Below are 23,839 nucleotides of genomic sequence, written 5' to 3' on the forward strand. Positions count from 1 at the left end.
AACAGAACCTGCCTCTTAACAATTATTTTAGTTTACATAATATAATTATGGTGAATTATTTTTGGCGAAATGATTTTCCGCCGAGTTTTTCAACTAATTTTGGCATAACCTGATACACCGTACTTCCGACATTCATCCACCACGGCAGGTTAAGCTCCCGTACAGGACGTTCCATAGCATTAATAATTTTTTCTGAAACATGAGAAGGCTGGAGCATCAGCTTCTGGACATTTTTCACATAATTGCCTGACTTATCAGCAAGCGTAAAGAAATCTGTAGCGATCGGTCCAGGATTAACAGTTGTTACATGAACTCCTTTATGTGCTACTTCGAGGCGCAGGCCGTTTGAAAATCCGAGAACAGCGTGTTTTGTTGCGGCATAGACACTCGATTTTGGCGTTGAAATCTTTCCAGCCTGTGAAGCGATATTGATGATGTGCCCGTTGCCTCTATAGAGCATATGCGGCAAAACAGCACGCGTACATGCCATCAACCCTAAGACATTTGTAGAGAACATGCCTTCAATGTTCTGCCAGGAAGCTTCTGCAAATTCTTCAAAGATCCCGTAACCCGCATTGTTAACTAGTATATGTATGTTTTGCTGATCGCTTAATACTTGGCTGAAGACTTGATCCACACCGTCCGGATTCGAAACATCCAATATATAGAAAGGAGCATGAACCCCAGTCTCTTTCAAAATCGTTTTTTGAACGATTTTCAGCTGGTCTTCCCTTCTTGCGAGCAGAACAGGAAATGCCCCCTTTTTCGCTGCATCCATCGCCAAGTGGGCACCAAGGCCACCTGAAGCACCCGTAATCACAACCACTTTATTTTTGAGTGCACTCATCGAACCACTCCTGTTTGACTAAAATAATATAGTCCTTCTTCTTCGGCTTTTGTAATCCTTCCCTCTGCCTGAAGCAGATCAAGATGGCCCGCCACTTCCGATACAACTAAGCCAAGCTGTTTTTCATATAACTTTGGAAACAGGCGGACACACAATTCAAATACCGTTAATGGTTCGCCACTGAGCAGGTTTTCAATAACCTTAGCCCGATCATTCTGATCCTGAAATCTTTTATGAATTAATTCATGTGCATTTGCAAAAGGTTTTCCATGCCCCGGGTAAACCGTCTTCAAATTTAAGCTTAAAAGAGTTTGAAGTGTCTCGCGGTACTGCAGCAATGTTTTTGGACGTTCAGCCTTATGAATTGCCGGCGGCTCTAGAAGAGCATTGGACGAAATATGCGGTAAAAGAACATCTCCGCCAATAAAAACACCATGCTCCTCATGATAAAGAGATAAATGATCAGGCGCATGTCCCGGAGTTTTTAAAAAGATAAAACCTTCATGACCCGGAACGCTTTCTCCTGACAATGGTTTGAGATCCGGCGTAAAGGGTGTTGTAAACGTACGGTACTTCCTTAGTTTCAGCAGTTCCAGCTTTCCTAACGAATCCGGCACACCAAAAGAACTGTACAAATTTGTATAAAATGATTCTGTCCATTTTATAAAATCACTGTCTCCGCTTACATAAGGAACAGCTTCTTTAAGCATCAGCGTCTGTGTACCTGCTTGCTGAACCTCATAAGAAAGGCCAGCATGATCAGGATGATAGTGTGTACAAATATACTGATCCAAATCTTTAAAAGAGAGTCCGTTTTCTTTTAATAAAGCAAGAAGAATCTCTCTCGCTTCATCTGTCCGCGGTCCAGAATCGATAAGAGTAACCGCATCACCTTTTAGGAGGCAGCAATTGACTGGGCCTACATCGAACGGAGTAGGCAGTGTAATAGGAATTATAGTTGCAGCTTTTGTCATCATTTCCTCCATATAAATACTTGTTGACATGCATATAGAAATCATAGCATAATGTTTTTTAAAATATAAAAGATTTTGATAATATAATTTGCATGGAAAGGGATCAGTAAGCATTCTTCCCCCGTATTAGAGAGTGAAGTCCGCAGGCTGCAAGATTTCACCGGAAAGGAGATGCTGAACCTGCCCTGGAGCAGTCTGGAGAAATCCAGCGCAGTTCTGCGATACAGACGATATGAGCGGGCAAGCACTTTATGCCAATGAAGGTGGTACCACGGATCACTCCCATCCGTCCTTTAATTTTAGGACTGGGAGTTTTTTTATACTCAAATGGAGGAGGGATCTGTCGTGAAAAAAGAAAAAATTACGTTTATTGGTGCAGGTGCAATGGCAGAGGCAATTATGGAAGGACTAATCAAAACAAATAAATGGCAAGCAGATCTTATCACGATTAAAAACCGCAACAACGCTGAGAGGCTTAATGAGCTTCAGAATAAATATGGTGTAATCCCTGCCGCAACTATAAAAGAAGCATTATCAGAGGCTGATATCATTTTTTTGGCCGTTAAACCGAAAGATGCCTCCCAAGCCGTTAAAAATCTGGAACCCTTTATAAAAAAAGAACAGCTCGTTATTTCAGTTATGGCAGGAATACCAACAGAAAAAATTACAGAATGGACAAAAAAAGAAAATCCAGTACTTCGTGCGATGCCTAATACATCAGCCTCCATCGGTTATTCCGCAACTGCCCTTTCCAAGGGTGCTTTTGCTTCAGCTTCACATGTACAAAAAGCAGTTGAGCTGTTTGAGACGATCGGGACAGTCACGCTTGTTCCAGAAGATAAACTTCATATTGTTACAGGTCTGTCTGGCAGCGGTCCAGCTTACATTTATTACATTGCAGAAGCGATGCAAAAAGCAGCTGAAGAATTAAGCCTTTCACAAGAAGAAGCAAAAACATTAATTTCTCAAACATTACTGGGTGCTTCACTGATGCTGAAAAACACATCAGAATCTCCAGTTGAACTTAGAAGAAAAGTAACAAGCCCTGGCGGAACTACCGAGGCTGGTATTGGCAAGCTTGATCAATATCAGGTCCATGATGCTTTTTTAGCGTGTATTAAAAAAGCTGTAAAACGTTCTGAAGAATTAGGAAACATAAAATAGGTTCATTGATCAGTTTCTTGAAAGGAAATATTTTTAAATACACCGCTTGGAGTCAGCGTAATTGTGACAATAACTCCTTTTTCAGATGAACCTTTTTTTAGCAACAGCTTAAACTTTTCGACAATATCTTCATTTTGAGCCAAATTTCGACCCGTATATAAATAATCAACAATATCGTAATCTGGGTACCGTTTTCCCGTTTCAAAAACAGCCAGTCTCCCCCACTTTGCATAAGCGGGCTCCTGCATGTCAGGGTAAGCCGCCTCCACAGCAGGTGGGACAAATGTAGTTAAAAGAAAACCTGTTAACAGCAGCGGACTTAATTTAAGGAAAATTTTCATTTTCAACCAGCTCCTTTTGTTTATTTTGCTCCAAAAACCTTGTTTTTTCTGCAAAAATTGGCGATTAGAAAAAATTGACAAGTCCTGGCCTAGGCTTTTATCATTTAATGAAGAGCTAGATTTAGGGAGGGATTTATTTGACACAAACGGAAATTTCCCAAAGATACCTTGAATTGCGTGTTCAGTTTGAAAAATTCACGAAACGCTCTCTTACAGAAAAAGAGCTTGTTTTTATCCGCTGGTTAACCGAAAAAGGCGCCAACGTAGAAGAACATAAACCTTCAGAAAAAAAGAAACGGCTAAAACGACGAAAATAATCTCCGCCCCTCCTTGCGTAAGGAGGGGTTTCTTTCATTTCCCTTCCCGATTATTTTCACCTATACTATCTATAAAACTGTATGAACGGTTCAGGAAGGAGCTCATTTATATGACATATATTTTTGCCCATAGAGGCTCTAGCAAAGATTGTCCTGAGAACACGATGGCTGCATTTAGAAAAGCAAATGATGACGGCGCAGACGGCATTGAATTGGATGTACAGCTTTCTAAAGATGGCGTTCCTGTTATTATCCATGATGAAAAACTGGACCGTACAACCAATGCAAAAGGAAATGTTTTTTCATATACATATGAAGAACTTGCAAAGATCGATGCAGGAAGCTGGTTTTCAAAGAAGTTTTGCCGCGAACCTATACCATCGCTGCAAATGTTTTTAGAATGGATTGCTCCTCTTCCGATGCTTCTTAATATTGAGTTGAAAAATAACGTAATTGAATATGGCGGTCTTGAAGAAAAAACATTGCAGCTCCTTCATCAATATGGCATGGAGAAACGGACGGTCATTTCATCTTTTAATCATTACAGCCTAGTTAAAATCCGGAAGATGAACCCGTACATAGAAACGGCACCACTTTACTCTTCAGGTCTTTTTGAGCCCTGGGAGTATGTAAAGGCCGTATGCTCACAATCCGCTCATCCAAATTACAAATCACTGCATCCCTACATTTTGGAAGGATTTAAACGCCATAATATACCGATACGTCCTTACACTGTGAACAGCCAAAAGTGGATGGCTTACTTTTTTGAGTGGGGCATCGAAGCCATTATTACCGACTATCCAATAGTCGCCAGAAAAGTTCGGCATGGTGACGGTCCTCCGCCTAAAGGCAGATTTCTTCAAAAATGGCGGTAATTCGTTTTACAATGAAATTGAACTTAGCTTTTCTTTGTTAAAAAGATAAAGGAGATGTTTATTATTCAACCGTTATTATTTGAACCGTTTACGATTCGGGGAGTTACTTTAAAAAACCGAATTGTTATGTCCCCTATGTGCATGTATTCATGCTACGAACAAGATGGAATAGTAACACCGTGGCATCTGACTCATTATACGTCCAGAGCAGTCGGACAAACCGGATTAATCATGACTGAAGCAGCAGCGGTAAGTCCTCAAGGAAGAATAAGTCCGGAAGATCTCGGCATCTGGGACGACAGCCATATCGATGGCCTGTCAGCTCTCGTAAAATCTATTCAGGATAACGGCTCGAAAGCTGCTATACAAATTGCGCATGCTGGCCGGAAAGCCATGATTGACGGACCGATTATCGCGCCATCCACCATTGCGTTTTCAGATAAAATGAAAACTCCGGAAGAAATGACTCTAGAGCAGATTGAAGAAACAGTGAATCAATTTAGAGCTGCTGCTAAAAGAGCAAAATCTGCCGGCTTTGATATTATTGAAATCCATGGAGCACATGGATATCTGATTAATGAATTCTTATCTCCGCTATCTAATAGAAGAACAGACTCCTATGGAGGGAATCAGCAAAAAAGATACCGGTTCCTACAAGAAATCATTGCTGCCGTCAGACTTGAATGGGATGGACCGTTATTTGTAAGAATTTCAGCAAATGATTACCATCCAGAAGGAAACACTCCAGAAGACTATGTAACTTATGCTTCATGGATGAAAGAAGACGGAGTAGATTTAATCGACTGCAGTTCTGGAGCAGTTGTACCGGCAAAAATTAACGTTTACCCTGGCTACCAGGTGCCTTTCGCAGACAAGATCAGGAATTCTGCAGATATCGCCACAGCAGCAGTCGGATTAATCACAACAGGACGCCAAGCAGAAGAAATTCTGCAAAATGAAAGAGCGGATCTGATTTTTATTGGCAGGGAGTTTTTAAAAGATCCATATTGGCCGCGATCAGCCGCTGAAGATTTAGGAATAGACATACAAAGCCCGAAACAGTATGAGCGTGGCTGGTAATAATGAGATAAAAAAGATAAAAAACTGGCATCTACACCGAACTTCTAGGATGTGATGCCAGCTTTTTTTATGATTGATGATAATCCCACGGGAAATAACCATAATCCCACGAAAAAACACAAGATAACCACAAGTCGACAAAATCCGGCAAACGGCTATGATTCTTTATCCGTCCATCTGGTCTTTAACAATTCATAAAGCAACACACATAAAAGCAGCCATGTCCCTCCCGCAAGATATCCTCCTAATACATCAGTAGGATAATGAACACCTAAATATACACGGCTGAATCCCACAAGAAAAACGAATAAAACGGTAAGGCCATAGACGAGTTCCTTATACGAATGCAGGATTTTATAATTTTGAACGAGTAAATAAGACAGCATCCCAAAAAAAGCTATCGAGATCATGGCGTGGCCGCTCGGAAAGCTGTAGCCGTTTATTTCAATTACCCGTTCAAATTCGGGTCTGATTCTCTCAAATGATATTTTAAACCAATGATTTCCGTATCTTACCCCAATCAAACATACCCACAAAACCAATGGCTCTTTCCATTTTTTTTCGGCCAGAAGCCAAATTATCGAAAAGAAAATGAGAATTCCATATTGATAGGGTCGGGAAGCTGAATTGGTGATGAATATAAAGAACGAGTTCAATCCTGATTGATGCAAGTCAGACACATTCTTCATTGACCAAACATCCACAACTTCAATAAATGGCTTCTTATACAGAAAAGCAAACAGAAAAAAGAATACCATAAAAACGATAATTAAAATGCCCGTCCTTGCCACATTATTTTTATGGATCATTATAAATCCCGCTCCTGTTAATTTTTTCCCCTTTTAATTATTCCTTCACCATGTTTTCTTTCAATTGAAGAGAGAACATCATGCAGCAGTGCTTCTTTTTCATTTTTTTCAACAGAGAATAAATCAAGCTGATAGGTAGCGTTCTCCTTTTCCATAACCTCTGTTGCAGTAATTCCAAGCAGCCGTACCGGCTCCTTGTTCCAGTGCTGATTAAAGAGTTTTATTGCATTTTGATAAATCTCTTTCGGCTCTTGAGTAGCATTCGCAAGCATTTTGCTTCTTGTTATCGTTTTTCTGTCGCTGTATCTTATTGTGATTGCTATCGTCAAAGCCACATATCCTTTCGTTTTCAGACGGCTGGTAACTTTATCAGCAAGTCTTTTAAAAACGGGCTCTGCTTCACTTGAACTTATAATATCCTCACTGAGTGTTGTAGAACTACCGATGGACCGGTAATCACTTGCAGAGCTGGGGTCTACCGGGCGCGGATCGATCCCATTAGCTCTTTCCTTCATTTTTAAGCCATTGATGCCAAAACGCTGCTTAAGCTCATAATCAGCCGCCTCTGCTAAATCTTTAACCGTAATAATTCCATATTTATTTAGCTTCTCTTCTGTTTTCTTCCCGATCCCATGCAGTTCTCCTACTTTTAACGGCCATAGTTTTTGAGAAAGATCTCTTTTTCTTAAGACGGTGATGCCCATCGGTTTTTTCATATCAGAAGCCATCTTTGCCAAAAATTTATTTGGTCCAATTCCAATCGAACAAGGCAGTTTCAACTCAAGGAGCAGCCTCTTTTGGATCTCTGCGGCAATCTTCAGCGGTTCTTTACATTCAGTCACATCCATATAACCTTCATCAATGGAAACTGGTTCCACCCATCCTGTATATTCCTGTAATAGCTGAAACATGCGGACAGAATAAATTTTATAGGTTTCAAAGTCGGGAGGAACTACGATTAAATTTGGACAAAGCTTCCTGGCCTGCCATAAAGGCATTGTGGTCTTTACACCTTTTTCTCTCGCTTCATAACTGCACGTTACGATAATGCCTTTCCGCTCTTCCACATTCCCTGCTACAGCTAGAGGTTTTCCTCGCAGGTCAGGATTTTCAGCCATTTCAACAGACGCATAGAAGCTGTTCATGTCAACGTGGAATATGATTCTTCTTTTAGACACAGGAGATTGAAACAACATGAAAACTCCTTTTTTCTGAAACTATGTTTATTAGTATATGTTAGCGGACGCGCTTTAAAAACAAAAGAAAAAGACAAGGTATCTACCTTGCCTCATGAAGCCTCTTACCCGTATCTTCAACCCAGTCCACAAATTCTTCACCGTGAAAATGCTTGTTTAAATCTTTATGTAATTGAATAAGATCTTTATAAAATTCTTGTTTGTTTCCATCTTCAAGCCACTCTTGAAGGAAATTATATATTTGGCAATTAAAGCTTTTAGAGTCCTTATGTTTCTCAATCCCTTTTTCAGTTAAGTAAACATAAGAGATACGGCGGTCGTCGTTCTTTTTCTCTAATTTTACGAGACCTTTGTCTTTTAACCTTTTGATAACTTGCATAACAGTTGAAACATCCCATAATCCGTAGTATGCAATCTTAGAGATCGTAATATCCTCTTCAAGAGAAACAATCCATAGAATATGCTGTTCTGCTTGTGTTAATCCGATCGTTTTGGCTGATTTTTGCCAATCTTCTTCCAAAACTTTATACACTCCACGCATATAATTAATCATCATATGCGTATCCGATAATTGACTCATCCCATTTCCTCCCCCGAAATAAGATTTTAAATAATTTCCAATATTTTCTTTTATGCGATAAAAATATCTTACATAAAGCTTAAATAGACTGTCAACTTTAAAACCTCAATTTGTTAATTTTTATGACAAAAACAGGCAGCATGACCTATATAAAAACAAAAACTTGGCGATTTTTCGCCAAGTTTCGTCATCCCTATTCATTTCCTGAAGCAACGTCAATAACTGCAAGCACCATCTCTGCCGTTTTAGTCAGTTCTTCTATTGGCATTCTTTCATTCGTAGTATGAATCTCTTCATATCCAACAGCGAGATTAACCGTTGGGATGCCATGGCCAGCGATAATATTTGCATCGCTTCCGCCGCCGCTGTGAAGAAGCTTGTGAGGGCGGCCGATTTTCTCTGCTGCTTTTTTGGCAACCTCAACAACATGATCTCCGTCACTAAATTTAAATCCGGGATACATGACTTCAATTTGCACATCTGCACGTCCACCCATTTCAGCAGCCGCAGATTCATAAGCTTCTTTCATCTTCTGAGTTTGTGCTTCCATTTTTTCATGAATTAAAGAACGTGCTTCTGCCAAAACGAACACCGTGTCGCAAACGATGTTTGTTTGTTCTCCGTGTCCTCCGCCATGAAAATGACCAATATTTGCTGTCGTCTCTTCATCAATTCTGCCAAGAGGCATTCGGGAAATCGCTTTAGCAGCAATGGTAATAGCAGATACACCCTTTTCAGGGGCAACACCAGCATGCGCAGACTTACCAAAGATCTTTGCTCTTACTTTTGCCTGTGTTGGAGCTGCTACAATAATATCGCCGACAGGTCCATCACTGTCTAGTGCGAAGCCATATTTTGCTGTGATTTTAGAAGTATCCATTGCCTTGGCGCCAACTAATCCTGATTCTTCTCCGACCGTGATGATGAACTGAATATCGCCATGAGAAATATTTTGTTCCTTTAGAACTTTAATCGCTTCAAACATGGCAGCAAGACCTGCTTTATCATCAGCGCCAAGTATAGTTGTACCATCTGTTACAACATAGCCATCTTTAATAGAAGGCTTTATTCCATTACCTGGAGTGACTGTATCCATATGGGAAGTAAAATAGATCGTATCTGCTCCCTCTTTGTTTCCTTTTAGCGTACAGATCAGATTTCCAGCTGCGTGCTCTGTCTTAGATTCTGCATCATCTTCATAAACTTCTAACCCAAGCTCTTCAAACTTTTTCTTGAGTACAATAGAAATTTCTTTTTCGTATCTTGTTTCAGAATCAATTTGAACGAGCTCCAAAAACTCGTTTAATAAACGGTCCGCGTTTACCATTATGTATTCCCTCGTTTCTTATAGTGGTATATTTCCATGCTTTTTGTATGGTCGGTGTTCACTCTTGTTGCGCAGCATGTCCAACGCCTGAATACACTTGATTCTTGTTTCTCTCGGATCAATCACATCATCAACCATTCCATTTGCAGCTGCAATGTAAGGATTAGCAAATTTCGTACGGTACTCTTCTATCTTAGCAGCTCTCGTTTTTTCAGGGTCTTCACTGTTCTCAATTTCTCTTGCGAAGATAATATTAGCAGCTCCTTGAGGCCCCATTACTGCAATTTCCGCGTTTGGCCACGCGAAAACGAGGTCTGCACCGATTGATTTACTATTAAGTGCAACATATGCTCCGCCATAGGCTTTACGAAGAATAATCGTGATTTTAGGCACGGTAGCTTCCGAGTACGCATATAAAATTTTAGCTCCGTGCCGGATAATCCCACCGTGTTCTTGTTTAACGCCAGGGAAAAATCCAGTTACATCTTCAAATGTGATAATAGGAATGTTAAATGAATCACATAGCCGTATAAAACGGGATGCTTTATCAGATGAATCAATATCAAGTCCTCCAGCCATGACTTTTGGCTGATTACATACTAATCCTATCACTTCACCCTTGATTCTTGCAAAACCTACAACAATATTTCTTGCAAATTGGGCGTGTACTTCCATAAATGAGCCTTTATCGACTACTTCGTTAATTACCGTTCGAACATCATACGGTCTCGTTGAATCAAACGGAATGATCTCCGTTAATTCCGGACGGTCATCCTGTTCATCACCCCAAGGTAAAACAGGTGTTTTCTCTTTATTATTCTGCGGAAGATATGAAATTAATCTTCTAACATCTTCTAGCACTTCAGCTTCAGAAGGTGCAGTAAAATGGGCATTACCGCTTTTAGATCCGTGTACTTCTGCACCGCCTAAATCTTCAGATGAAATTTTCTCACCTGTCACGGTCTCAATTACTTTTGGTCCTGTGATAAACATCTGACTCGTCTTTTCCACCATAAAAACAAAATCGGTAATAGCAGGGGAATAGACTGCCCCTCCGGCACAAGGCCCCATAATAACTGAAATTTGTGGAATTACACCTGAATAGATGCTGTTTCTGTAAAAGATGTGTCCGTACCCATCGAGTGACATAACACCTTCCTGGATACGTGCTCCTCCTGAATCATTCAGACCGATAAAAGGAGTGCCGTTCTTAGCTGCAAGATCCATGACGGCAGCAATTTTTTTGGCGTGCATCTCACCTAGCGCACCGCCAAACACTGTGAAATCCTGTGCAAATAAGTAAACAGGACGGCCATGAATTTTTCCATAGCCTGTCACAACTCCTTCTCCAGGTGCTTTCATCCCAGAAAGCCCGAAGTCATGAGTGCGGTGTTCCATAAAAGGATTCAGTTCAACAAACGTTCCTTCATCCAATAATAGATCAATACGTTCTCGTGCAGTCAGCTTTCCACGATCATGCTGCTTATCAATGCGGTCATCTCCGCCGCCTAATTCAATCTCTGTCTTTTTTTCGTAGAGTTCGTTAATTTTTTCATAGATGTCCATTTTTAAGCTTCCTCCTTTTTACTCTTCTCACAAAGTTCAAACAGCACTTTATGGGTAGATGAAGGATGCATAAATGCAACTTGAGCACCGCCTGCACCGATCACAGGTGTTTCTTGAATCATTTTAATGCCGCCGGCTTTTAATTCGTTGATCCGTTCTTGAATATTTGTAACGCCTAAAGCAACATGGTGGACGCCATGACCCCGCTTCTCAATGAATTGAGCGATCGGACTGTCTACTGACATAGCTTCTAGCAACTCGAGCCTTGTATCCCCAATTTTTAGAAAAGCAACTTTTACTTTTTGCGAAGGAACTTCCTCGATTGCTTCAAGAGTCAATCCCAGCTGGTTCACGTAAAATGGCAATGATTCATCAAGTGATGATACAGCGATACCGATATGATCGATTCTTTCGGGTGGAGTTGCTTTCGATGTTGCTGAAGAGATCCCATCGCGTTCATAAACTGCTTTCTCAATAAATTTAGCCGTTTCGATCGTCGGCGTTCCCGGTGTGAATACTTTTTTTATTCCCTTTGACTCTAAGAAAGGGATGTCTTCCCATGGAATCACTCCACCCCCAACGACAATAATATCTTCTGCGCCTCTTTCCAGAAGCAGCCGCATGACTTCTGGGAAAAGCTCATTATGAGCACCTGAAAGACAGGATAAGCCAATCGCATCTACATCTTCCTGAACAGCAGCAGCTGCAATCTGTTCGGGTGTCTGCCTTAATCCTGTATAGATGACCTCCATGCCATAATCTCTTAAAGCTTGAGAAATTACGAGTGCTCCCCGGTCATGACCATCAAGTCCTGGCTTAGCAATTAAAACACGAATTGTTTTTTTCATCTCTCTCCACTCCTCCTATTTCTTAGACGCCGGTGTATTCTCCAAATTCTTCACGAAGCACACCACATATTTCTCCCACTGTACAATAGGATTTCACACATTCTAAAATGACAGGCATTAAATTTCCCGGTCCTTTGGCTGCCGATCTAAGCATTTCTAACTGAGCGCTCACTCGGTTTTGATCTCTATCAGACTTTAACAATTTCAGTTTCTCTTTCTGTTTTTCTCCCAGCTCTGGATCAACTCTTAAAAGTTCAGGCTGCGGTTCATTATCCATTGTAAATTTGTTCATACCAACGATAATTTCCTGACCGCTTTCGATTCTCTTTTGGGTTTCATAAGAAGTATGGTGAATTTCACGCTGCATATATCCTTGTTCAACAGCCGAAACTGCTCCGCCCATCTGCTTTATTTTCTCAATGTATTCGTTCGCTTTTCTCTCAAGCTCATCCGTAAGGTTTTCTACGTAATAAGAACCTGCAAGAGGGTCTACCGTATCCGCTACACCTGTTTCGTGAGCCAGAATCTGCTGGGTACGTAGAGCTATTCTTGCAGAATCTTCTGTTGGAAGCGCAAGTGCTTCATCTCTTGAGTTCGTATGGAGGCTTTGTGTTCCTCCCAGAACCGCAGACAATGCCTGTGTTGTAACTCTGACAATATTATTATCCGGCTGCTGTGCAGTAAGCGTTGATCCGCCTGTTTGTGTATGAAAACGAAGCTGCCAGGATTTTGGATTGACGGCACCATAATGTTCTTTCATTAATTTAGCCCACATTCTTCTTGCTGCTCTGAACTTAGCAACCTCTTCAAAGAATTGGTTATGAGCATTAAAGAAGAATGCTAATCGGGGTGCAAAATCATCGATGTTCAAACCTGCTTCAATTGCTGCATCCACATATGCCAGTCCATTAGCGATTGTAAAAGCCAGTTCCTGAGCCGCATTGGCTCCTGCTTCTCTAATATGATAGCCAGATATACTAATGGTGTTCCATTTTGGTACATGTGACTGACAATAGGCAAAAATGTCAGTAATTAAGCGCATGGATGGCTTTGGCGGAAAGATATATGTGCCGCGGGCGATGTATTCTTTCAAAATATCATTTTGAATCGTACCAGAAAGCTTTTCTGCTCCTATTCCCTGCTTTTCAGCAACTGCAATATACATGGCCAGAAGTACGGAAGCAGGTGCATTGATTGTCATTGATGTACTGACTTTATCGAGCGGGATATCCTTTAAAAGAGCTTCCATGTCTTCTAATGAATCTATAGCGACTCCAACTTTCCCAACTTCCCCCCGGGCCATAGGATGATCCGAGTCATATCCGATCTGTGTCGGAAGATCAAAAGCAACAGAGAGACCGGTTTGACCTTGCTCTAATAAATAGCGAAAACGTTTATTCGTCTCTTCTGCAGAACCAAAGCCTGCATATTGTCTCATCGTCCAGAACCTGGCTCTATACATCGTAGGCTGAGAACCCCTTGTGTATGGATATTCTCCCGGAAGTCCTAAAGATTCAAAAGGGTAGTTTTCTTGCTCGGCACCATAAAGGCGCTGAATTTCAATATCCGAAGATGTATGAAACCGTTCTTTTCGTTCAGGAAATCTATTCATTGACTGCTCTGTTTTTTCTTCCCAGTTCTTTAATCGCTGTTGTTTATCCATTAGAGGCCTCCTGTTTAACAAAGAAAAATATTCTCAACATAACATCTTTCGTTTTGAAAGCGCTTTTTCCTGCTTGTATCCACAAATTTTCGACGAAAATTGCAAGGCGCTGCTTAATGGAATTCTTGTTTATGCCGAATAAACACGTTACAATTAAAGAGGAAAAGCTATAGGAGGGGAATTTGCTGTGTCTCAAAAAATGATGAAAACGATTGTATATATTATGATTATTTCTCTTGTATTAAGCAGTCTGTTAACTGGAGTTGCATTATTTTTATAATTAAAGAATTTAAACGAAAACCCCAGTCTTCCGGTCGACTGGGGTTTTTCATTATTCACCTTCTGCTGCATATTCCTGAAAACTTTTTTGTGTTCTAACTACTTTTATCTTAGTTCCTATCCTAATCTTGTTATATAACTTCTGAACATCTTTTTCATACATTCTGATACAGCCTGCTGTCACAAATCTTCCGATAGCTGAAGGATTGTTGTTTCCATGAATTCCAAATGTACGTCCATCTGTGTTATTAGCATCAAATCCAATCCAGCGTGTCCCGAGCGGGTTTGATTTATCTCCACCTGGGATGTCCTTTTTTCGATAATAAGGATCCACTGCTTTTACAGTTATTGTGAATTCTCCTTCAGGGGTTAAATCATTCGATTTGCCAGTGGCTACTTTATAGACTTCTGAAATTTTTCCTTCTTCAATATATGCCAATTTGTTATTTGCTTTGTTAACGATAATGTATGGATCTCCAAGCTCTTCGGCATTTCCTAACGGCCACATAGGTGATAAAAGCAGAAGAAAAACAACTTTGATGTTTATCATGGCATTCACCCTGTTCTTTTTTCTTAGTATTTGATATTTCAGGGTGACTCATAAGCTGAATCGTCATGTTTTTTAAATTTCTTTTTTATAAGCAGATAATCCTCAATATCTTGAAGAAGCTGATACAATTTAGATCGTGTCTCAAATTCCTGTCTGTCTTTCGGCAGGTGCATTTCCCGGAATTCCTGTCTCATTTTTTGAAGTTCATCTAAAAATAGTGCTGCCGTATTTCCCGGGTGCACTGCTGCTCCTAAACGCCCGAAAAATTCGCCTAATTTTTCTCCTTGAATATATGATTTATCAATAGATGAAATGATCGGAAGCATCCGCTGAATGATCTCAAACTGTTTTTCTCTCATTTTAAAATAATGATAATACTGATTTTCATAACGCAAGAAATGATTTTCAACATCTCGAAACGCAAGACTTTTGGCTTTCGCGATTAATTCAGCACATTCCGTTATTTCCCTTCCATCCCATTCATGACGGTTATGCGCAAGGTAAAGATGGAACTCATAAAATATTTTTTTATATTTGTTCTCCATTTCTTTTTGCATGTTTAACAATGTCTTCTCCATTGAAGGCATATACAAATTCATGATTAGACCCATGCCGATTCCGATCACAATTATACTTACTTCATTCAAAACAATCGACCATGAAAGTTTTTGAAGCATATAAAAATGCAGAATGATAACAGAGGATGTGATAATTCCTTCTTTAAGATTAAATGCGACCAATGTCGGAATAAATAAGAGCAGTAATAATGTTAGTGCATAAAATTGATGTCCGATCAGCGTGAAAAATACAGCAGCAAAAACAATACCGAGGAGGCATGCGGCAAACCGCTCCCATGAACTAATGACTGAGCGTTTTTTCGTAACCTTAATACATAGAATAGTTAATATACCGGCTGATGTATAAAAGTCGAGCTTTAGCCATTCCGCAATCGCAATAGCAAGACCAGCACCAATGGCTGTTTTCAACGTCCGATATCCAATCGTAAATTTCATGACTTGACGCCTTCTTTCTGAGTACTTTCTTCATCTTTTCCCATATTCAATAACTTTAATTACCCTTTAAGAACCAAAAAAAGGACCTCGCATGAAGTCCTTGTTGTTCATTATAGCACTTTTTCTAAGAAAACTTGTGCTCTCTCTGTTTTCGGATTCTCAAAAAACACAGCTGGCTTTTCATCTTCTACCAATCTTCCATCATCCATAAAAAGTATACGGTCTGCTACTTCTTTTGCAAAACCCATCTCATGCGTAACGATAACCATAGTCATTCCTGTCTTAACCAGGTTCTTCATAACTTGAAGCACTTCTTTTACCATCTCTGGATCAAGTGCTGAAGTCGGTTCGTCAAACAGCATAATTTCCGGTTTCATAGCAAGTGCCCTTGCAATGGCTACACGCTGTTTTTGTCCGCCGGAGAGTCTTGATGGATAGGCATCCGCCTTGTCTGCAAGTCCTACTGCATTTAGTAATTCAAGAGCCTCTTTTTCAGCTTCTTTTTTCTTTATTTTCAGTACTTGCTGCGGAGCAAATGTAATGTTTTCTAAAACCGTTAAATGAGGAAATAGATTAAAGTGCTGAAATACCATTCCGACCTTTTTGCGCAGGTGGTTTTCTAGCTGTCCGGTCTCTTTGCCATCTAATTTGATTGAACCCCCATTATGAGTTTCAAGCAGATTTAAACAGCGGAGGAACGTTGATTTTCCAGACCCTGATGGCCCGATTACAGCGATGACTTCACCTTTGTTGATTTTTGTTGTGATGCCTTTTAATACTTCGTTGCTTCCAAAGCTTTTTTTTAATCCAGTAACATCAATCACTTTTCGCGAGCCTCCTCTCCATCATACGCCCTGCTAATGTCAAGAGCATAACAAGCAGATAATAGATCAAACCTGCAAGTAGAAGTGGTTCAAAGAATCGATAGTTGCTTGCTCCAACAATTTGAGCACGTCTCATAATATCAAGCGCACCAATAACAGAAACGATAGCTGATTCTTTTGTGAGTGTAATGAATTCATTCATAAGTGCCGGCAAAATATTTTTCATCGCTTGAGGCAGGATAATCTTCAGCATCATAGTCTGATATGGTATGCCTAATGCAAGAGCTGCTTCTTTTTGTCCTTTATCAACAGCATTGATCCCAGCACGTATGATTTCCGAAATATATGCTGCGGAATTAAGCGCAAATGTGAGTACACCTGCCGCAAAAGCCCCGATATCCATCCCTGTTAGCTGCGGAACTGCATAATAGATGATAAGCATCTGTAAAATTAGTGGTGTTCCTCTAAATACGGAGGTATATGCATCAGCAAACCACCGTAAAATTGCTATCTTGCCTATCTTAAAAAGGGAAAGTACTGTTCCCCATAAAAAACCAAGTACTAAAGATACAGCCACAAACTGCAACGTTACCCATATTCCATACGTTATATAAGGAATAGAAGGCACAAGCTGGGCAAAATCCAAGTTCATGCCTATCACTCTCTTTCTCTTCTATTTATTCACTCCGAACCATTTTTCTACAAGCTTGTCCAACGTGCCGTCTTCTTTCATTTTATTTAACTCTTTGTTGAATTCACTTGTAAGTTCGCTGTCTTTGGGAAATGCAATGGCAGATCCCGCAGCGTCTGTGTTCGGCAAAGCGAATGATGAAAGTTCTTTATTTTTCTTTAGAAACTCATAAGCTACTGCATCCTCAATAATGGCTGCATCGACACGGTTTGATTTCATTTCTTGAACCAACTCAGTTACTTTATTGCGTTGAACAACCTTGAACGAATGTTCTTTTAACAGCTTATCCGCTTCCTTTTCCTGAATAGAAGCCAGTTGAACCCCTAATGTTTTTCCTTCGAGGTCATCTGCCGACTTGATTGCTTTATCTTTTGTAACGATTAACTGTTGAGCTGCATAATATTCATCTGAAAAATCTACTGTTTTTTTACGCTCTTCGTTAGGTGTCATTCCTGCGATCACAAAGTCAGCCTTTCCGCTGTCCAGTGCTGGAATAAGACCATTAAAATCCATATCTTTGATCTCGATTTCATATCCTAATTCTTTTGCAATATGATCAGCTACATCAATATCAAAACCAACGATATCCCCGCCTTTAGCCGTATCAACAAATTCATATGGCGGATAATCTGCGGATGTAGCCATGATTAATTTTTCCCCTGACGATTCACTTCCTGTTTCAGAAGTACTTTTTTCTTCCACTGCACCGCACCCAGCTAAAATGGCGATGATTATGATAAAATAAATGCTTAAGAAATTGCGTTTCATTTTTGCGTATCCCCTATCTAAAAGTAGTTATATTTATTCGTTAAAATGAATATTAACACATAAATATGCAAAATTAAGTATTTTAATAATTCTGAATGTATTTTTATTCATAGAAGGATGTGGGTTTATGGAGTTTGGTGAGGTAATACCTGGGGCCGCCTATCGTAAAAGAGACGCCGTTTATGCCGTCATTTGGGATGGTGAGAAAGAAAAAGTTGCCATTATGGTACAGAACGGAAGAGGCTTTCTGCCAGGTGGAGGAATGAAGGAAACTGAAGAACAAAAGTTGTGTCTTATGAGGGAATGCGTTGAAGAAACAGGTTTTCGAATAAATATTGAACGTTATATTGGAAATGCAAAACAATATTTTCAGTCAAGACAAAATGAGTACATAATGAATAATGGGTATTTTTATGCATGTTGTTTTGGAGAATATGTAAAACCTCCAGTAGAGGTTGATCATGAACTTGTATGGATGAATCTTGATGAAGCGAAACGAATCCTTTTTCATGAATCATACTTCTGGGCTGTAAAAACAGCCATGACTCGTGAAAAGTAATAGGAAATTAGCACGAAAAAAGTAAAGACTTATAAATTTTATTGAGGACTTATAAATATTTTTGAAGACTTATAAAAAATTTTGAGGACTTATAAATATTTTTGAAGACCTGTAAATCTTTTTGAAACAAAAAAAACCGCCTTCAGTCTGGATGAAAAACCAGATTCAGGCAGCTGTATATCTTTTTATGCTTCTTTTTTACAATACTCTTCAAAAGCACTTCTTAATTTATTTACAACTTCCATCGGTTCGTGTCCTTCGATTTCATGACGTTCAACCATCATTTTGATTTCACCATCTTTTAATAAAGCAAAAGAAGGAGAGGACGGCGGATAACCTGTAAAATAAGATCGCGCTATTTCTGTTGCTTCTTTATCCTGCCCAGCAAAAACTGTAACGAGATGATCAGGCCGCAAATCTTGTTTTACAGAATATGAAGCCGCTGGACGGGCGATTCCTCCTGCACATCCGCAAACGGAGTTAATCATAACAAGTGTTGTACCTTCTTTACTAAATGCTTCTTCTACGTCTTCCGGCTTAAAAAGCTGTGTATAGCCAGCTTCAGCCATTTCTTTACGAGCCGTTTCTACTGCATCATTAAATAAATTAAATTGAAAATTCATTACATCAGCTCCTTTCTTTCTTATTGTACTCAATAAAAGGAATATAAAAAAGAAAAATGCCGTAACATATACGGCACTTTTCTTAGGGGGTTATGGGGTTTGGAGGTGTTGATGTTAATCTCTACCCCGTTTTAAACCAGCATAAACCCTTTTTTGTAATTTTTTTAATAAATTGATGTATTTTCTTTCGTCATGCTTTCAAGTCGTTCTTTTACACGTGCCAGGAAACGTCCGCATACAAGTCCATCAAGTACACGATGATCAAGTGACAGACATAGGTTTACCATATCACGAACCGCAATCATTCCGTTATTCATAACAACAGGACGTTTTACGATCGATTCAACAGAAAGAATGGCAGCCTGTGGATAGTTAATAATCGGCGTTGACATAACAGATCCAAAAGAACCTGTGTTGTTTACTGTAAATGTGCCGCCTTTCATATCATCGCCTGCTAATTTATTTGTTCTTACTTTGTCAGCTAGCTCTTTAACATCACGAGCTATTCCTTTGATCGACTTCTCATCTGCATTCTTGATTACAGGCACATATAGCGCATCATCTGTTGCTACAGCGATCGAGATATTGATATCCTTCTTCTGAATGATCTTATCTCCAGCCCACATAGAATTCAATTGTGGGAACTCTTTTAATGATTCTACTACTGCTTTAATAAAGAATGGCAAGAAAGTAATGTTATAGCCTTCTTTTGATTTAAAGTCACCTTTTACAGAATTTCGGTATTCAACAAGATTTGTCACATCCACTTCAACCATCGTCCAAGCATGAGGAGCTTCATGTTTTGAACGGACCATGTTTTGCGCGATCGCTTTACGGATACCTGTAACAGGAATCTCTATATCGCCTGGCATTGATTCAACCGCAATTGGTTTTATACCAGAAGCAGTTTCTTTTGGTTGAGCAGCCGCTTCTTGCTTAATTTCAGATACTGCTGGAGCAGGTGTAACTGCTGGTTGGCTTTCTGCAGTTGGAATCTGACCTGAATCAATAATTTTTTGCAGATCTTTTCTTGTTATTCTCCCGCTTTGACCTGTTCCTTCAACTTGGTTTAAGTCAATTCCGTGCTCAGAAGCTATACGGACAACAGCTGGCGAATAACGCCCTCTTGCTGCTGTATCTTTTTTAGGAGCCGCTGCTGCATTGCTTGCAGGGACAGAACGTGTATCAGAAGTTTTTTCTTCATTTTTTACAGAAGCAGGTTCTGTATCACTGCCGCTCTCCTCTGTATCGATGTAGCAGATCAATTCTCCTACAGAAAGCGTGTCTCCTTCTCCCGCAACAAGTTCTTTAATTGTACCACTGAATGATGATGGGACTTCTGCGTTTACTTTATCAGTCATTACTTCAGCTAATGGGTCATATTTCTTTACCGTATCACCTGGCTGTACAAGCCATTTACTAATGGTTCCTTCTGTTACACTTTCCCCTAGCTGAGGCATTGTAATTTGTTCTGTAGCCATTTAAGTTCCCTCCTTTTGTTAAAATGCCGCAAGTTCTCTCATGGCTTTTTCTACCTTATCAGGATTCACCATAAAGTGTTTTTCCATCGTCGGCGCATAAGGCATTGCAGGTACATCAGGTCCAGCAAGACGCTGAATAGGAGCATCTAGTTCAAACAGACAGTTTTCAGCAATGATTGCTGCAACTTCACTCATAATGCTTCCTTCTTTATTGTCTTCCGTAACAAGAAGCACTTTACCCGTTTTAGAAGCTGCTTCAATTATTGCTTCCTTGTCCAGTGGATAAACGGTACGGAGATCAAGTACGTGAGCAGATATTCCGTCCTTCTCTAGTTTCTCAGCCGCTTGAAGAGCAAAGTGAACACAAAGTCCGTATGTAATAACGGTAATGTCTTCCCCTTCACGTTTAACATCCGCTTTTCCGATAGGCAATGTGTATTCTTCTTCAGGAACTTCTCCTTTAATTAATCGGTAAGCTCGCTTATGTTCAAAGAATAAAACAGGATCTTCATCGCGAATAGCAGATTTCAAAAGACCTTTTACATCATAAGGAGTGGAAGGCATAACGATCTTCAAACCTGGAACATTAGCAAACAAAGCTTCCACTGATTGTGAATGATACAATGCACCGTGTACACCGCCGCCGTATGGAGCACGAATCGTAATCGGGCAAGACCAGTCATTGTTTGAACGATAACGGATTTTTGCAGCTTCTGATACGATTTGGTTAACAGCTGGCATAATAAAATCAGCAAATTGCATCTCAGCAATTGGACGCATGCCATACATAGCAGCACCGATACCTACTCCCGCAATGGCAGATTCTGCAAGCGGAGCATCTATAACTCTTTGCTCACCAAACTCTTCGATTAATCCTGTAGTTGCACGGAAAACTCCTCCGCGTACACCAACATCTTCTCCAACAACAAAAACTCGCTTATCACGCTGCATCTCTTCTCGGATCGCTTGAGTGACAGCATCAATATATGATATTATCGGCATCTTGTTTTCCCCCTTTACTCTGCGTATACGTGAAGAAGTGCGCTTTCAGCATCTGCATATTTAGCGTTTTCTGCGTACTCTGTAGCTTCATCCACTTCTTTTTGAATTTCTTCTGTAATTTGCTTCTCTAATTCATCCGTTAGAACGCCATTTTCTTTCAAGTAAACCGTAAACGTGTAGATAGGATCTTTCGCTTTTGCTTCTTCAACTTCTTCACGTGTTCTGTAAGCTCTGTCGTCGTCGTCAGAAGAGTGAGGCGTTAAGCGATAAGCAACTGTTTCAATTAGTGTTGGACCTTCTCCGCGCCGTCCGCGATCTGCAGCTTCTTTAACAGCTTCATATACAGCCAGAGGATCATTTCCATCTACTGTAACACCAGGCATACCATAGCCAATCGCACGATCAGATACGTTTTTGCAAGCAAGCTGTTTGGAAATAGGAACTGAGATCGCATACTTATTGTTTTCACACATAAAGATCACAGGTAGCTTATGAACGGAAGCAAAGTTTGCACCTTCGTGGAAATCTCCTTGGTTAGATGATCCTTCACCAAATGTAGTGAACGTTACAATATCGTTTCCTTCCATTCTGCCGCCTAGTGCAATTCCTACTGCATGCGGAACTTGCGTTGTAACAGGAGAGGATCCAGTTACGATGCGCAGCCTTTTAGATCCAAAGTGTCCAGGCATCTGACGACCGCCGCTGTTTGGATCTTCCGCTTTGGCAAAACCTGAAAGCATTAATTCTTTTGCAGTCATTCCAAATTGTAAGACAACCCCCATATCGCGGTAGTAAGGCAATACATAATCTTTTTCATTATCAAGTGCCATAGCTGCACCTACTTGTGCTGCCTCCTGGCCTTGGCAGGAGATAACAAAAGGAATTTTACCTGCACGGTTTAAAAGCCACATACGCTCATCAATTTTTCTTGCTAATAGCATTGTTTTATACATATGAAGAACATCTTCGTTTGTTAAACCCAATTGTTCATGACGTATTTCTGCCATTGGTTTTACCCCCTTAAAAATGAATTGCTTTTCCTTCAACTGCTAATCCAGCTTCACCAAAAACTTCAGATAAAGATGGATGAGGGTGAATGGTATGTGCCATTTCCCATGGTGTTGCATCTAATACTTTTGCAAGTCCGGCTTCAGATATCATATCTGTTACATGAGGACCAATCATATGAACACCTAATAGATCATCATTATCCTTGTTCGCTACAATTTTTACAAAGCCGTCACTCTCACCATACACTAGTGCTTTACCGATTGCTTTAAATGGAAACTTTCCAACTTTAACATTGAAGCCTTGTTCTTTGGCTTGTTTTTCAGTAAGTCCTACACTTGCCATTTCTGGGCTGGAGTAGATACATTTTGAAATGTTGTCGTAATTTATCGGTTCAGGTTTTAGGTTGCATAAATGTTCTACGGCCGTTATTCCCTCATGAGATGCAACGTGCGCAAGCTGAAGACCGCCAATCACATCACCAATCGCATAAATATGGCTTTCTGCCGTCTGGAAAAATTCATTCGTTAAAATGTATCCGTTTTCAACCTTTATGGTGGTGTTCTCTAAGCCGATACCTTCTGTATTTGCTTGACGGCCAACAGACACAAGCATTTTTTCAGCCGAAAACTGTTTTGTTTCCCCTTTATGCTCCGCAGAAATCATAACTTCTTTGCCTTTTTCTAATGTATCTGGAAGAACTTTAGCTGATGTAACGAGTTTTATACCTTTTTTCTTTAAAACACGAGCTGCTTCTTTAGAAATTTCTTCGTCTTCAGTCGGTACAATTCGGTCCGCATATTCCAGTACCGTCACTTCTACACCTAGATCATTAAGCATGGATGCCCACTCAATCCCAATTACACCGCCGCCAACGATTAAAATGGAAACGGGCAATGTTTCCATTTCAAGAGCTTCATCACTTGACATAACATATTTACCGTCAATCTCTAGACCTGGCAATGAACGAGGTCTTGAACCCGTGGCAACGATTACATTTTGCGGGATTAAAATTTCATTTTCAGTGCCATCATTAAATTCAACAGATACTGTCCCTGGCATAGGTGAAAAAATGGATGGACCGAGAATGCGTCCAGTTCCCTCGTATACTTCAATTTTTCCTTTCTTCATGAGGCTTTGAACACCCATATGAAGCTGATTAACAATTGATTGTTTACGTTCCTGCATTTTTGCAAAGTTTAGGCCTAACCCTTCAATATCCACACCAAAGTCCGCAGCTTTTTTAGCAGTCTTATAAACTTCAGCACTTCTAAGCAATGCTTTACTAGGGATACAGCCTCTATGTAAGCAAGTCCCGCCAAGCTTTCCTTTTTCTACAACCGCTACTGTTTTTCCTAATTGAGCAGCACGGATGGCGGCTACATAGCCGCCCGTTCCTCCGCCCAATATGACCAAATCAAAATCTTTTGACATCGCTCATATCTCCTTTTGCT

Annotated in this window: 26 protein-coding genes; 6 read left to right on the forward strand and 20 right to left on the reverse strand. The window is 40.2% G+C overall.

Annotated elements, in window-relative coordinates; genetic code table 11:
* Positions 1–55: 55 nt before the first annotated feature.
* Positions 56–847 carry an SDR family NAD(P)-dependent oxidoreductase gene (locus M3196_RS02785; protein ID WP_251320737.1) on the reverse strand — a complete coding sequence of 264 codons (792 nt, stop codon included), beginning with the start codon at positions 845–847 and terminating at the stop codon, positions 56–58.
* Positions 844–1,821: an MBL fold metallo-hydrolase gene (locus M3196_RS02790; RefSeq protein WP_251320738.1), complete on the reverse strand. Its 978-nt coding sequence runs from the start codon at positions 1,819–1,821 to the stop codon at positions 844–846. Before M3196_RS02790 ends, M3196_RS02785 begins: the two co-directional genes overlap by 4 nt.
* A gap of 345 nt (positions 1,822–2,166) precedes the next feature.
* Here M3196_RS02790 and proC point away from each other — a divergent pair, with 345 nt between their 5' ends.
* Positions 2,167–2,985 carry a pyrroline-5-carboxylate reductase gene (gene proC / locus M3196_RS02795; protein WP_425310970.1) on the forward strand — a complete coding sequence of 273 codons (819 nt, stop codon included), beginning with the start codon at positions 2,167–2,169 and terminating at the stop codon, positions 2,983–2,985.
* 2 nt (positions 2,986–2,987) lie between these two features.
* Here the strand turns inward: proC and M3196_RS02800 are convergent, their stop codons facing one another.
* Complete coding sequence (locus tag M3196_RS02800; protein WP_251320740.1) at positions 2,988–3,326, reverse strand: DUF3889 domain-containing protein; 339 nt, start codon at positions 3,324–3,326, stop codon at positions 2,988–2,990.
* A 137-nt stretch (positions 3,327–3,463) separates the two neighbouring features.
* Here M3196_RS02800 and M3196_RS02805 point away from each other — a divergent pair, with 137 nt between their 5' ends.
* The 3 genes from M3196_RS02805 (at position 3,464) to namA (ending at position 5,598) form a co-directional block, all read left to right on the forward strand.
* A complete protein-coding gene (locus M3196_RS02805) occupies positions 3,464–3,643 on the forward strand; it encodes a hypothetical protein (protein WP_251320741.1) in 180 nt (59 codons plus the stop codon).
* A 110-nt stretch (positions 3,644–3,753) separates the two neighbouring features.
* Positions 3,754–4,518: a glycerophosphodiester phosphodiesterase gene (locus M3196_RS02810; protein WP_251320742.1), complete on the forward strand. Its 765-nt coding sequence runs from the start codon at positions 3,754–3,756 to the stop codon at positions 4,516–4,518.
* 54 nt (positions 4,519–4,572) lie between these two features.
* The gene (gene namA / locus M3196_RS02815) at positions 4,573–5,598 is read left to right on the forward strand and encodes an NADPH dehydrogenase NamA (RefSeq protein WP_276531222.1); all 1,026 of its coding nucleotides are present in this window, start codon (positions 4,573–4,575) and stop codon (positions 5,596–5,598) included.
* Positions 5,599–5,753: 155 nt separating this feature from the next.
* Here the strand turns inward: namA and M3196_RS02820 are convergent, their stop codons facing one another.
* From M3196_RS02820 to M3196_RS02850, 7 genes are all read right to left on the reverse strand, one after another.
* Entirely contained in the window at positions 5,754–6,407 is a 654-nt protein-coding gene (locus M3196_RS02820) for a phosphatase PAP2 family protein (protein WP_251320743.1), read from the reverse strand.
* 17 nt (positions 6,408–6,424) lie between these two features.
* Positions 6,425–7,603 carry a DNA polymerase IV gene (locus M3196_RS02825; protein WP_251320744.1) on the reverse strand — a complete coding sequence of 393 codons (1,179 nt, stop codon included), beginning with the start codon at positions 7,601–7,603 and terminating at the stop codon, positions 6,425–6,427.
* 82 nt (positions 7,604–7,685) lie between these two features.
* Positions 7,686–8,183: a MarR family transcriptional regulator gene (locus M3196_RS02830; protein WP_251320745.1), complete on the reverse strand. Its 498-nt coding sequence runs from the start codon at positions 8,181–8,183 to the stop codon at positions 7,686–7,688.
* A gap of 193 nt (positions 8,184–8,376) precedes the next feature.
* Positions 8,377–9,510 (reverse strand): M20/M25/M40 family metallo-hydrolase, encoded by a 1,134-nt coding sequence (locus tag M3196_RS02835; RefSeq protein WP_251320746.1) that lies wholly within the window; start codon positions 9,508–9,510, stop codon positions 8,377–8,379.
* A gap of 18 nt (positions 9,511–9,528) precedes the next feature.
* Positions 9,529–11,076 carry an acyl-CoA carboxylase subunit beta gene (locus tag M3196_RS02840; RefSeq protein ID WP_251320747.1) on the reverse strand — a complete coding sequence of 516 codons (1,548 nt, stop codon included), beginning with the start codon at positions 11,074–11,076 and terminating at the stop codon, positions 9,529–9,531.
* A 2-nt stretch (positions 11,077–11,078) separates the two neighbouring features.
* Positions 11,079–11,924, reverse strand: coding sequence for a methylmalonyl-CoA epimerase (mce, locus tag M3196_RS02845; RefSeq protein WP_251320748.1), 846 nt, complete (start codon positions 11,922–11,924; stop codon positions 11,079–11,081).
* 22 nt (positions 11,925–11,946) lie between these two features.
* Positions 11,947–13,587 (reverse strand): acyl-CoA mutase large subunit family protein, encoded by a 1,641-nt coding sequence (locus M3196_RS02850; RefSeq protein ID WP_251320749.1) that lies wholly within the window; start codon positions 13,585–13,587, stop codon positions 11,947–11,949.
* A gap of 187 nt (positions 13,588–13,774) precedes the next feature.
* On the opposite strand from M3196_RS02850, the gene prli42 reads away from it, so the two are divergent.
* The gene (prli42, locus tag M3196_RS02855; protein WP_251320750.1) at positions 13,775–13,867 is read left to right on the forward strand and encodes a stressosome-associated protein Prli42; all 93 of its coding nucleotides are present in this window, start codon (positions 13,775–13,777) and stop codon (positions 13,865–13,867) included.
* A 51-nt stretch (positions 13,868–13,918) separates the two neighbouring features.
* Here the strand turns inward: prli42 and M3196_RS02860 are convergent, their stop codons facing one another.
* The 5 genes from M3196_RS02860 to M3196_RS02880 all read right to left on the reverse strand — a co-directional run bounded on the left by M3196_RS02860 (position 13,919) and on the right by M3196_RS02880 (position 17,712).
* Positions 13,919–14,413, reverse strand: a complete 495-nt coding sequence (locus M3196_RS02860; protein WP_425310983.1) for a L,D-transpeptidase — start codon at positions 14,411–14,413, stop codon at positions 13,919–13,921.
* Positions 14,414–14,454: 41 nt separating this feature from the next.
* Entirely contained in the window at positions 14,455–15,429 is a 975-nt protein-coding gene (locus tag M3196_RS02865; RefSeq protein ID WP_251320752.1) for an aromatic acid exporter family protein, read from the reverse strand.
* Positions 15,430–15,539: 110 nt separating this feature from the next.
* Positions 15,540–16,253 carry an amino acid ABC transporter ATP-binding protein gene (locus M3196_RS02870; protein WP_251320753.1) on the reverse strand — a complete coding sequence of 238 codons (714 nt, stop codon included), beginning with the start codon at positions 16,251–16,253 and terminating at the stop codon, positions 15,540–15,542.
* Positions 16,246–16,905 (reverse strand): amino acid ABC transporter permease, encoded by a 660-nt coding sequence (locus tag M3196_RS02875; RefSeq protein ID WP_251320754.1) that lies wholly within the window; start codon positions 16,903–16,905, stop codon positions 16,246–16,248. The genes M3196_RS02870 and M3196_RS02875 overlap by 8 nt, the downstream gene beginning before the upstream one ends.
* A gap of 21 nt (positions 16,906–16,926) precedes the next feature.
* Positions 16,927–17,712, reverse strand: coding sequence for a transporter substrate-binding domain-containing protein (locus M3196_RS02880; RefSeq protein WP_251320755.1), 786 nt, complete (start codon positions 17,710–17,712; stop codon positions 16,927–16,929).
* A gap of 127 nt (positions 17,713–17,839) precedes the next feature.
* Here M3196_RS02880 and M3196_RS02885 point away from each other — a divergent pair, with 127 nt between their 5' ends.
* Positions 17,840–18,271: an NUDIX domain-containing protein gene (locus M3196_RS02885; protein ID WP_251320756.1), complete on the forward strand. Its 432-nt coding sequence runs from the start codon at positions 17,840–17,842 to the stop codon at positions 18,269–18,271.
* 185 nt (positions 18,272–18,456) lie between these two features.
* Here the strand turns inward: M3196_RS02885 and M3196_RS02890 are convergent, their stop codons facing one another.
* From M3196_RS02890 to lpdA, 5 genes are all read right to left on the reverse strand, one after another.
* Positions 18,457–18,894 carry a BrxA/BrxB family bacilliredoxin gene (locus M3196_RS02890; RefSeq protein ID WP_251320757.1) on the reverse strand — a complete coding sequence of 146 codons (438 nt, stop codon included), beginning with the start codon at positions 18,892–18,894 and terminating at the stop codon, positions 18,457–18,459.
* Between the two features lie 164 nt (positions 18,895–19,058).
* Positions 19,059–20,375, reverse strand: coding sequence for a dihydrolipoamide acetyltransferase family protein (locus tag M3196_RS02895; protein ID WP_251320758.1), 1,317 nt, complete (start codon positions 20,373–20,375; stop codon positions 19,059–19,061).
* 18 nt (positions 20,376–20,393) lie between these two features.
* Positions 20,394–21,377, reverse strand: a complete 984-nt coding sequence (locus tag M3196_RS02900; protein WP_251320759.1) for an alpha-ketoacid dehydrogenase subunit beta — start codon at positions 21,375–21,377, stop codon at positions 20,394–20,396.
* A 14-nt stretch (positions 21,378–21,391) separates the two neighbouring features.
* Positions 21,392–22,384, reverse strand: a complete 993-nt coding sequence (locus M3196_RS02905; RefSeq protein ID WP_251320760.1) for a thiamine pyrophosphate-dependent dehydrogenase E1 component subunit alpha — start codon at positions 22,382–22,384, stop codon at positions 21,392–21,394.
* 13 nt (positions 22,385–22,397) lie between these two features.
* Positions 22,398–23,819 (reverse strand): dihydrolipoyl dehydrogenase, encoded by a 1,422-nt coding sequence (lpdA, locus tag M3196_RS02910; RefSeq protein WP_251320761.1) that lies wholly within the window; start codon positions 23,817–23,819, stop codon positions 22,398–22,400.
* Positions 23,820–23,839 lie beyond the last annotated feature (20 nt).

This window comes from Fictibacillus nanhaiensis (assembly GCF_023715445.1).
Lineage (GTDB): Bacteria > Bacillota > Bacilli > Bacillales > Fictibacillaceae > Fictibacillus > Fictibacillus nanhaiensis_D.

Bases quoted from the DNA above. Each gene is read 5' to 3' on its own strand.
- M3196_RS02850 (WP_251320749.1), bottom strand. From the start codon at position 13,587: ATGGATAAACAACAGCGATTAAAGAACTGGGAAGAAAAAACAGAGCAG.
- M3196_RS02790 (WP_251320738.1), bottom strand. From the start codon at position 1,821: ATGACAAAAGCTGCAACTATAATTCCTATTACACTGCCTACTCCGTTC.
- M3196_RS02785 (WP_251320737.1), bottom strand. From the start codon at position 847: ATGAGTGCACTCAAAAATAAAGTGGTTGTGATTACGGGTGCTTCAGGT.
- M3196_RS02895 (WP_251320758.1), bottom strand. From the start codon at position 20,375: ATGGCTACAGAACAAATTACAATGCCTCAGCTAGGGGAAAGTGTAACA.
- M3196_RS02820 (WP_251320743.1), bottom strand. From the start codon at position 6,407: ATGATCCATAAAAATAATGTGGCAAGGACGGGCATTTTAATTATCGTT.
- M3196_RS02865 (WP_251320752.1), bottom strand. From the start codon at position 15,429: ATGAAATTTACGATTGGATATCGGACGTTGAAAACAGCCATTGGTGCT.
- M3196_RS02905 (WP_251320760.1), bottom strand. From the start codon at position 22,384: ATGGCAGAAATACGTCATGAACAATTGGGTTTAACAAACGAAGATGTT.
- M3196_RS02890 (WP_251320757.1), bottom strand. From the start codon at position 18,894: ATGAATTTTCAATTTAATTTATTTAATGATGCAGTAGAAACGGCTCGT.
- M3196_RS02875 (WP_251320754.1), bottom strand. From the start codon at position 16,905: ATGAACTTGGATTTTGCCCAGCTTGTGCCTTCTATTCCTTATATAACG.
- M3196_RS02810 (WP_251320742.1), top strand. From the start codon at position 3,754: ATGACATATATTTTTGCCCATAGAGGCTCTAGCAAAGATTGTCCTGAG.
- lpdA (WP_251320761.1), bottom strand. From the start codon at position 23,819: ATGTCAAAAGATTTTGATTTGGTCATATTGGGCGGAGGAACGGGCGGC.
- namA (WP_276531222.1), top strand. From the start codon at position 4,573: ATGTTTATTATTCAACCGTTATTATTTGAACCGTTTACGATTCGGGGA.
- M3196_RS02830 (WP_251320745.1), bottom strand. From the start codon at position 8,183: ATGAGTCAATTATCGGATACGCATATGATGATTAATTATATGCGTGGA.
- M3196_RS02835 (WP_251320746.1), bottom strand. From the start codon at position 9,510: ATGGTAAACGCGGACCGTTTATTAAACGAGTTTTTGGAGCTCGTTCAA.
- M3196_RS02885 (WP_251320756.1), top strand. From the start codon at position 17,840: ATGGAGTTTGGTGAGGTAATACCTGGGGCCGCCTATCGTAAAAGAGAC.
- M3196_RS02800 (WP_251320740.1), bottom strand. From the start codon at position 3,326: ATGAAAATTTTCCTTAAATTAAGTCCGCTGCTGTTAACAGGTTTTCTT.
- M3196_RS02880 (WP_251320755.1), bottom strand. From the start codon at position 17,712: ATGAAACGCAATTTCTTAAGCATTTATTTTATCATAATCATCGCCATT.
- mce (WP_251320748.1), bottom strand. From the start codon at position 11,924: ATGAAAAAAACAATTCGTGTTTTAATTGCTAAGCCAGGACTTGATGGT.
- M3196_RS02900 (WP_251320759.1), bottom strand. From the start codon at position 21,377: ATGCCGATAATATCATATATTGATGCTGTCACTCAAGCGATCCGAGAA.
- M3196_RS02825 (WP_251320744.1), bottom strand. From the start codon at position 7,603: ATGTTGTTTCAATCTCCTGTGTCTAAAAGAAGAATCATATTCCACGTT.
- M3196_RS02840 (WP_251320747.1), bottom strand. From the start codon at position 11,076: ATGGACATCTATGAAAAAATTAACGAACTCTACGAAAAAAAGACAGAG.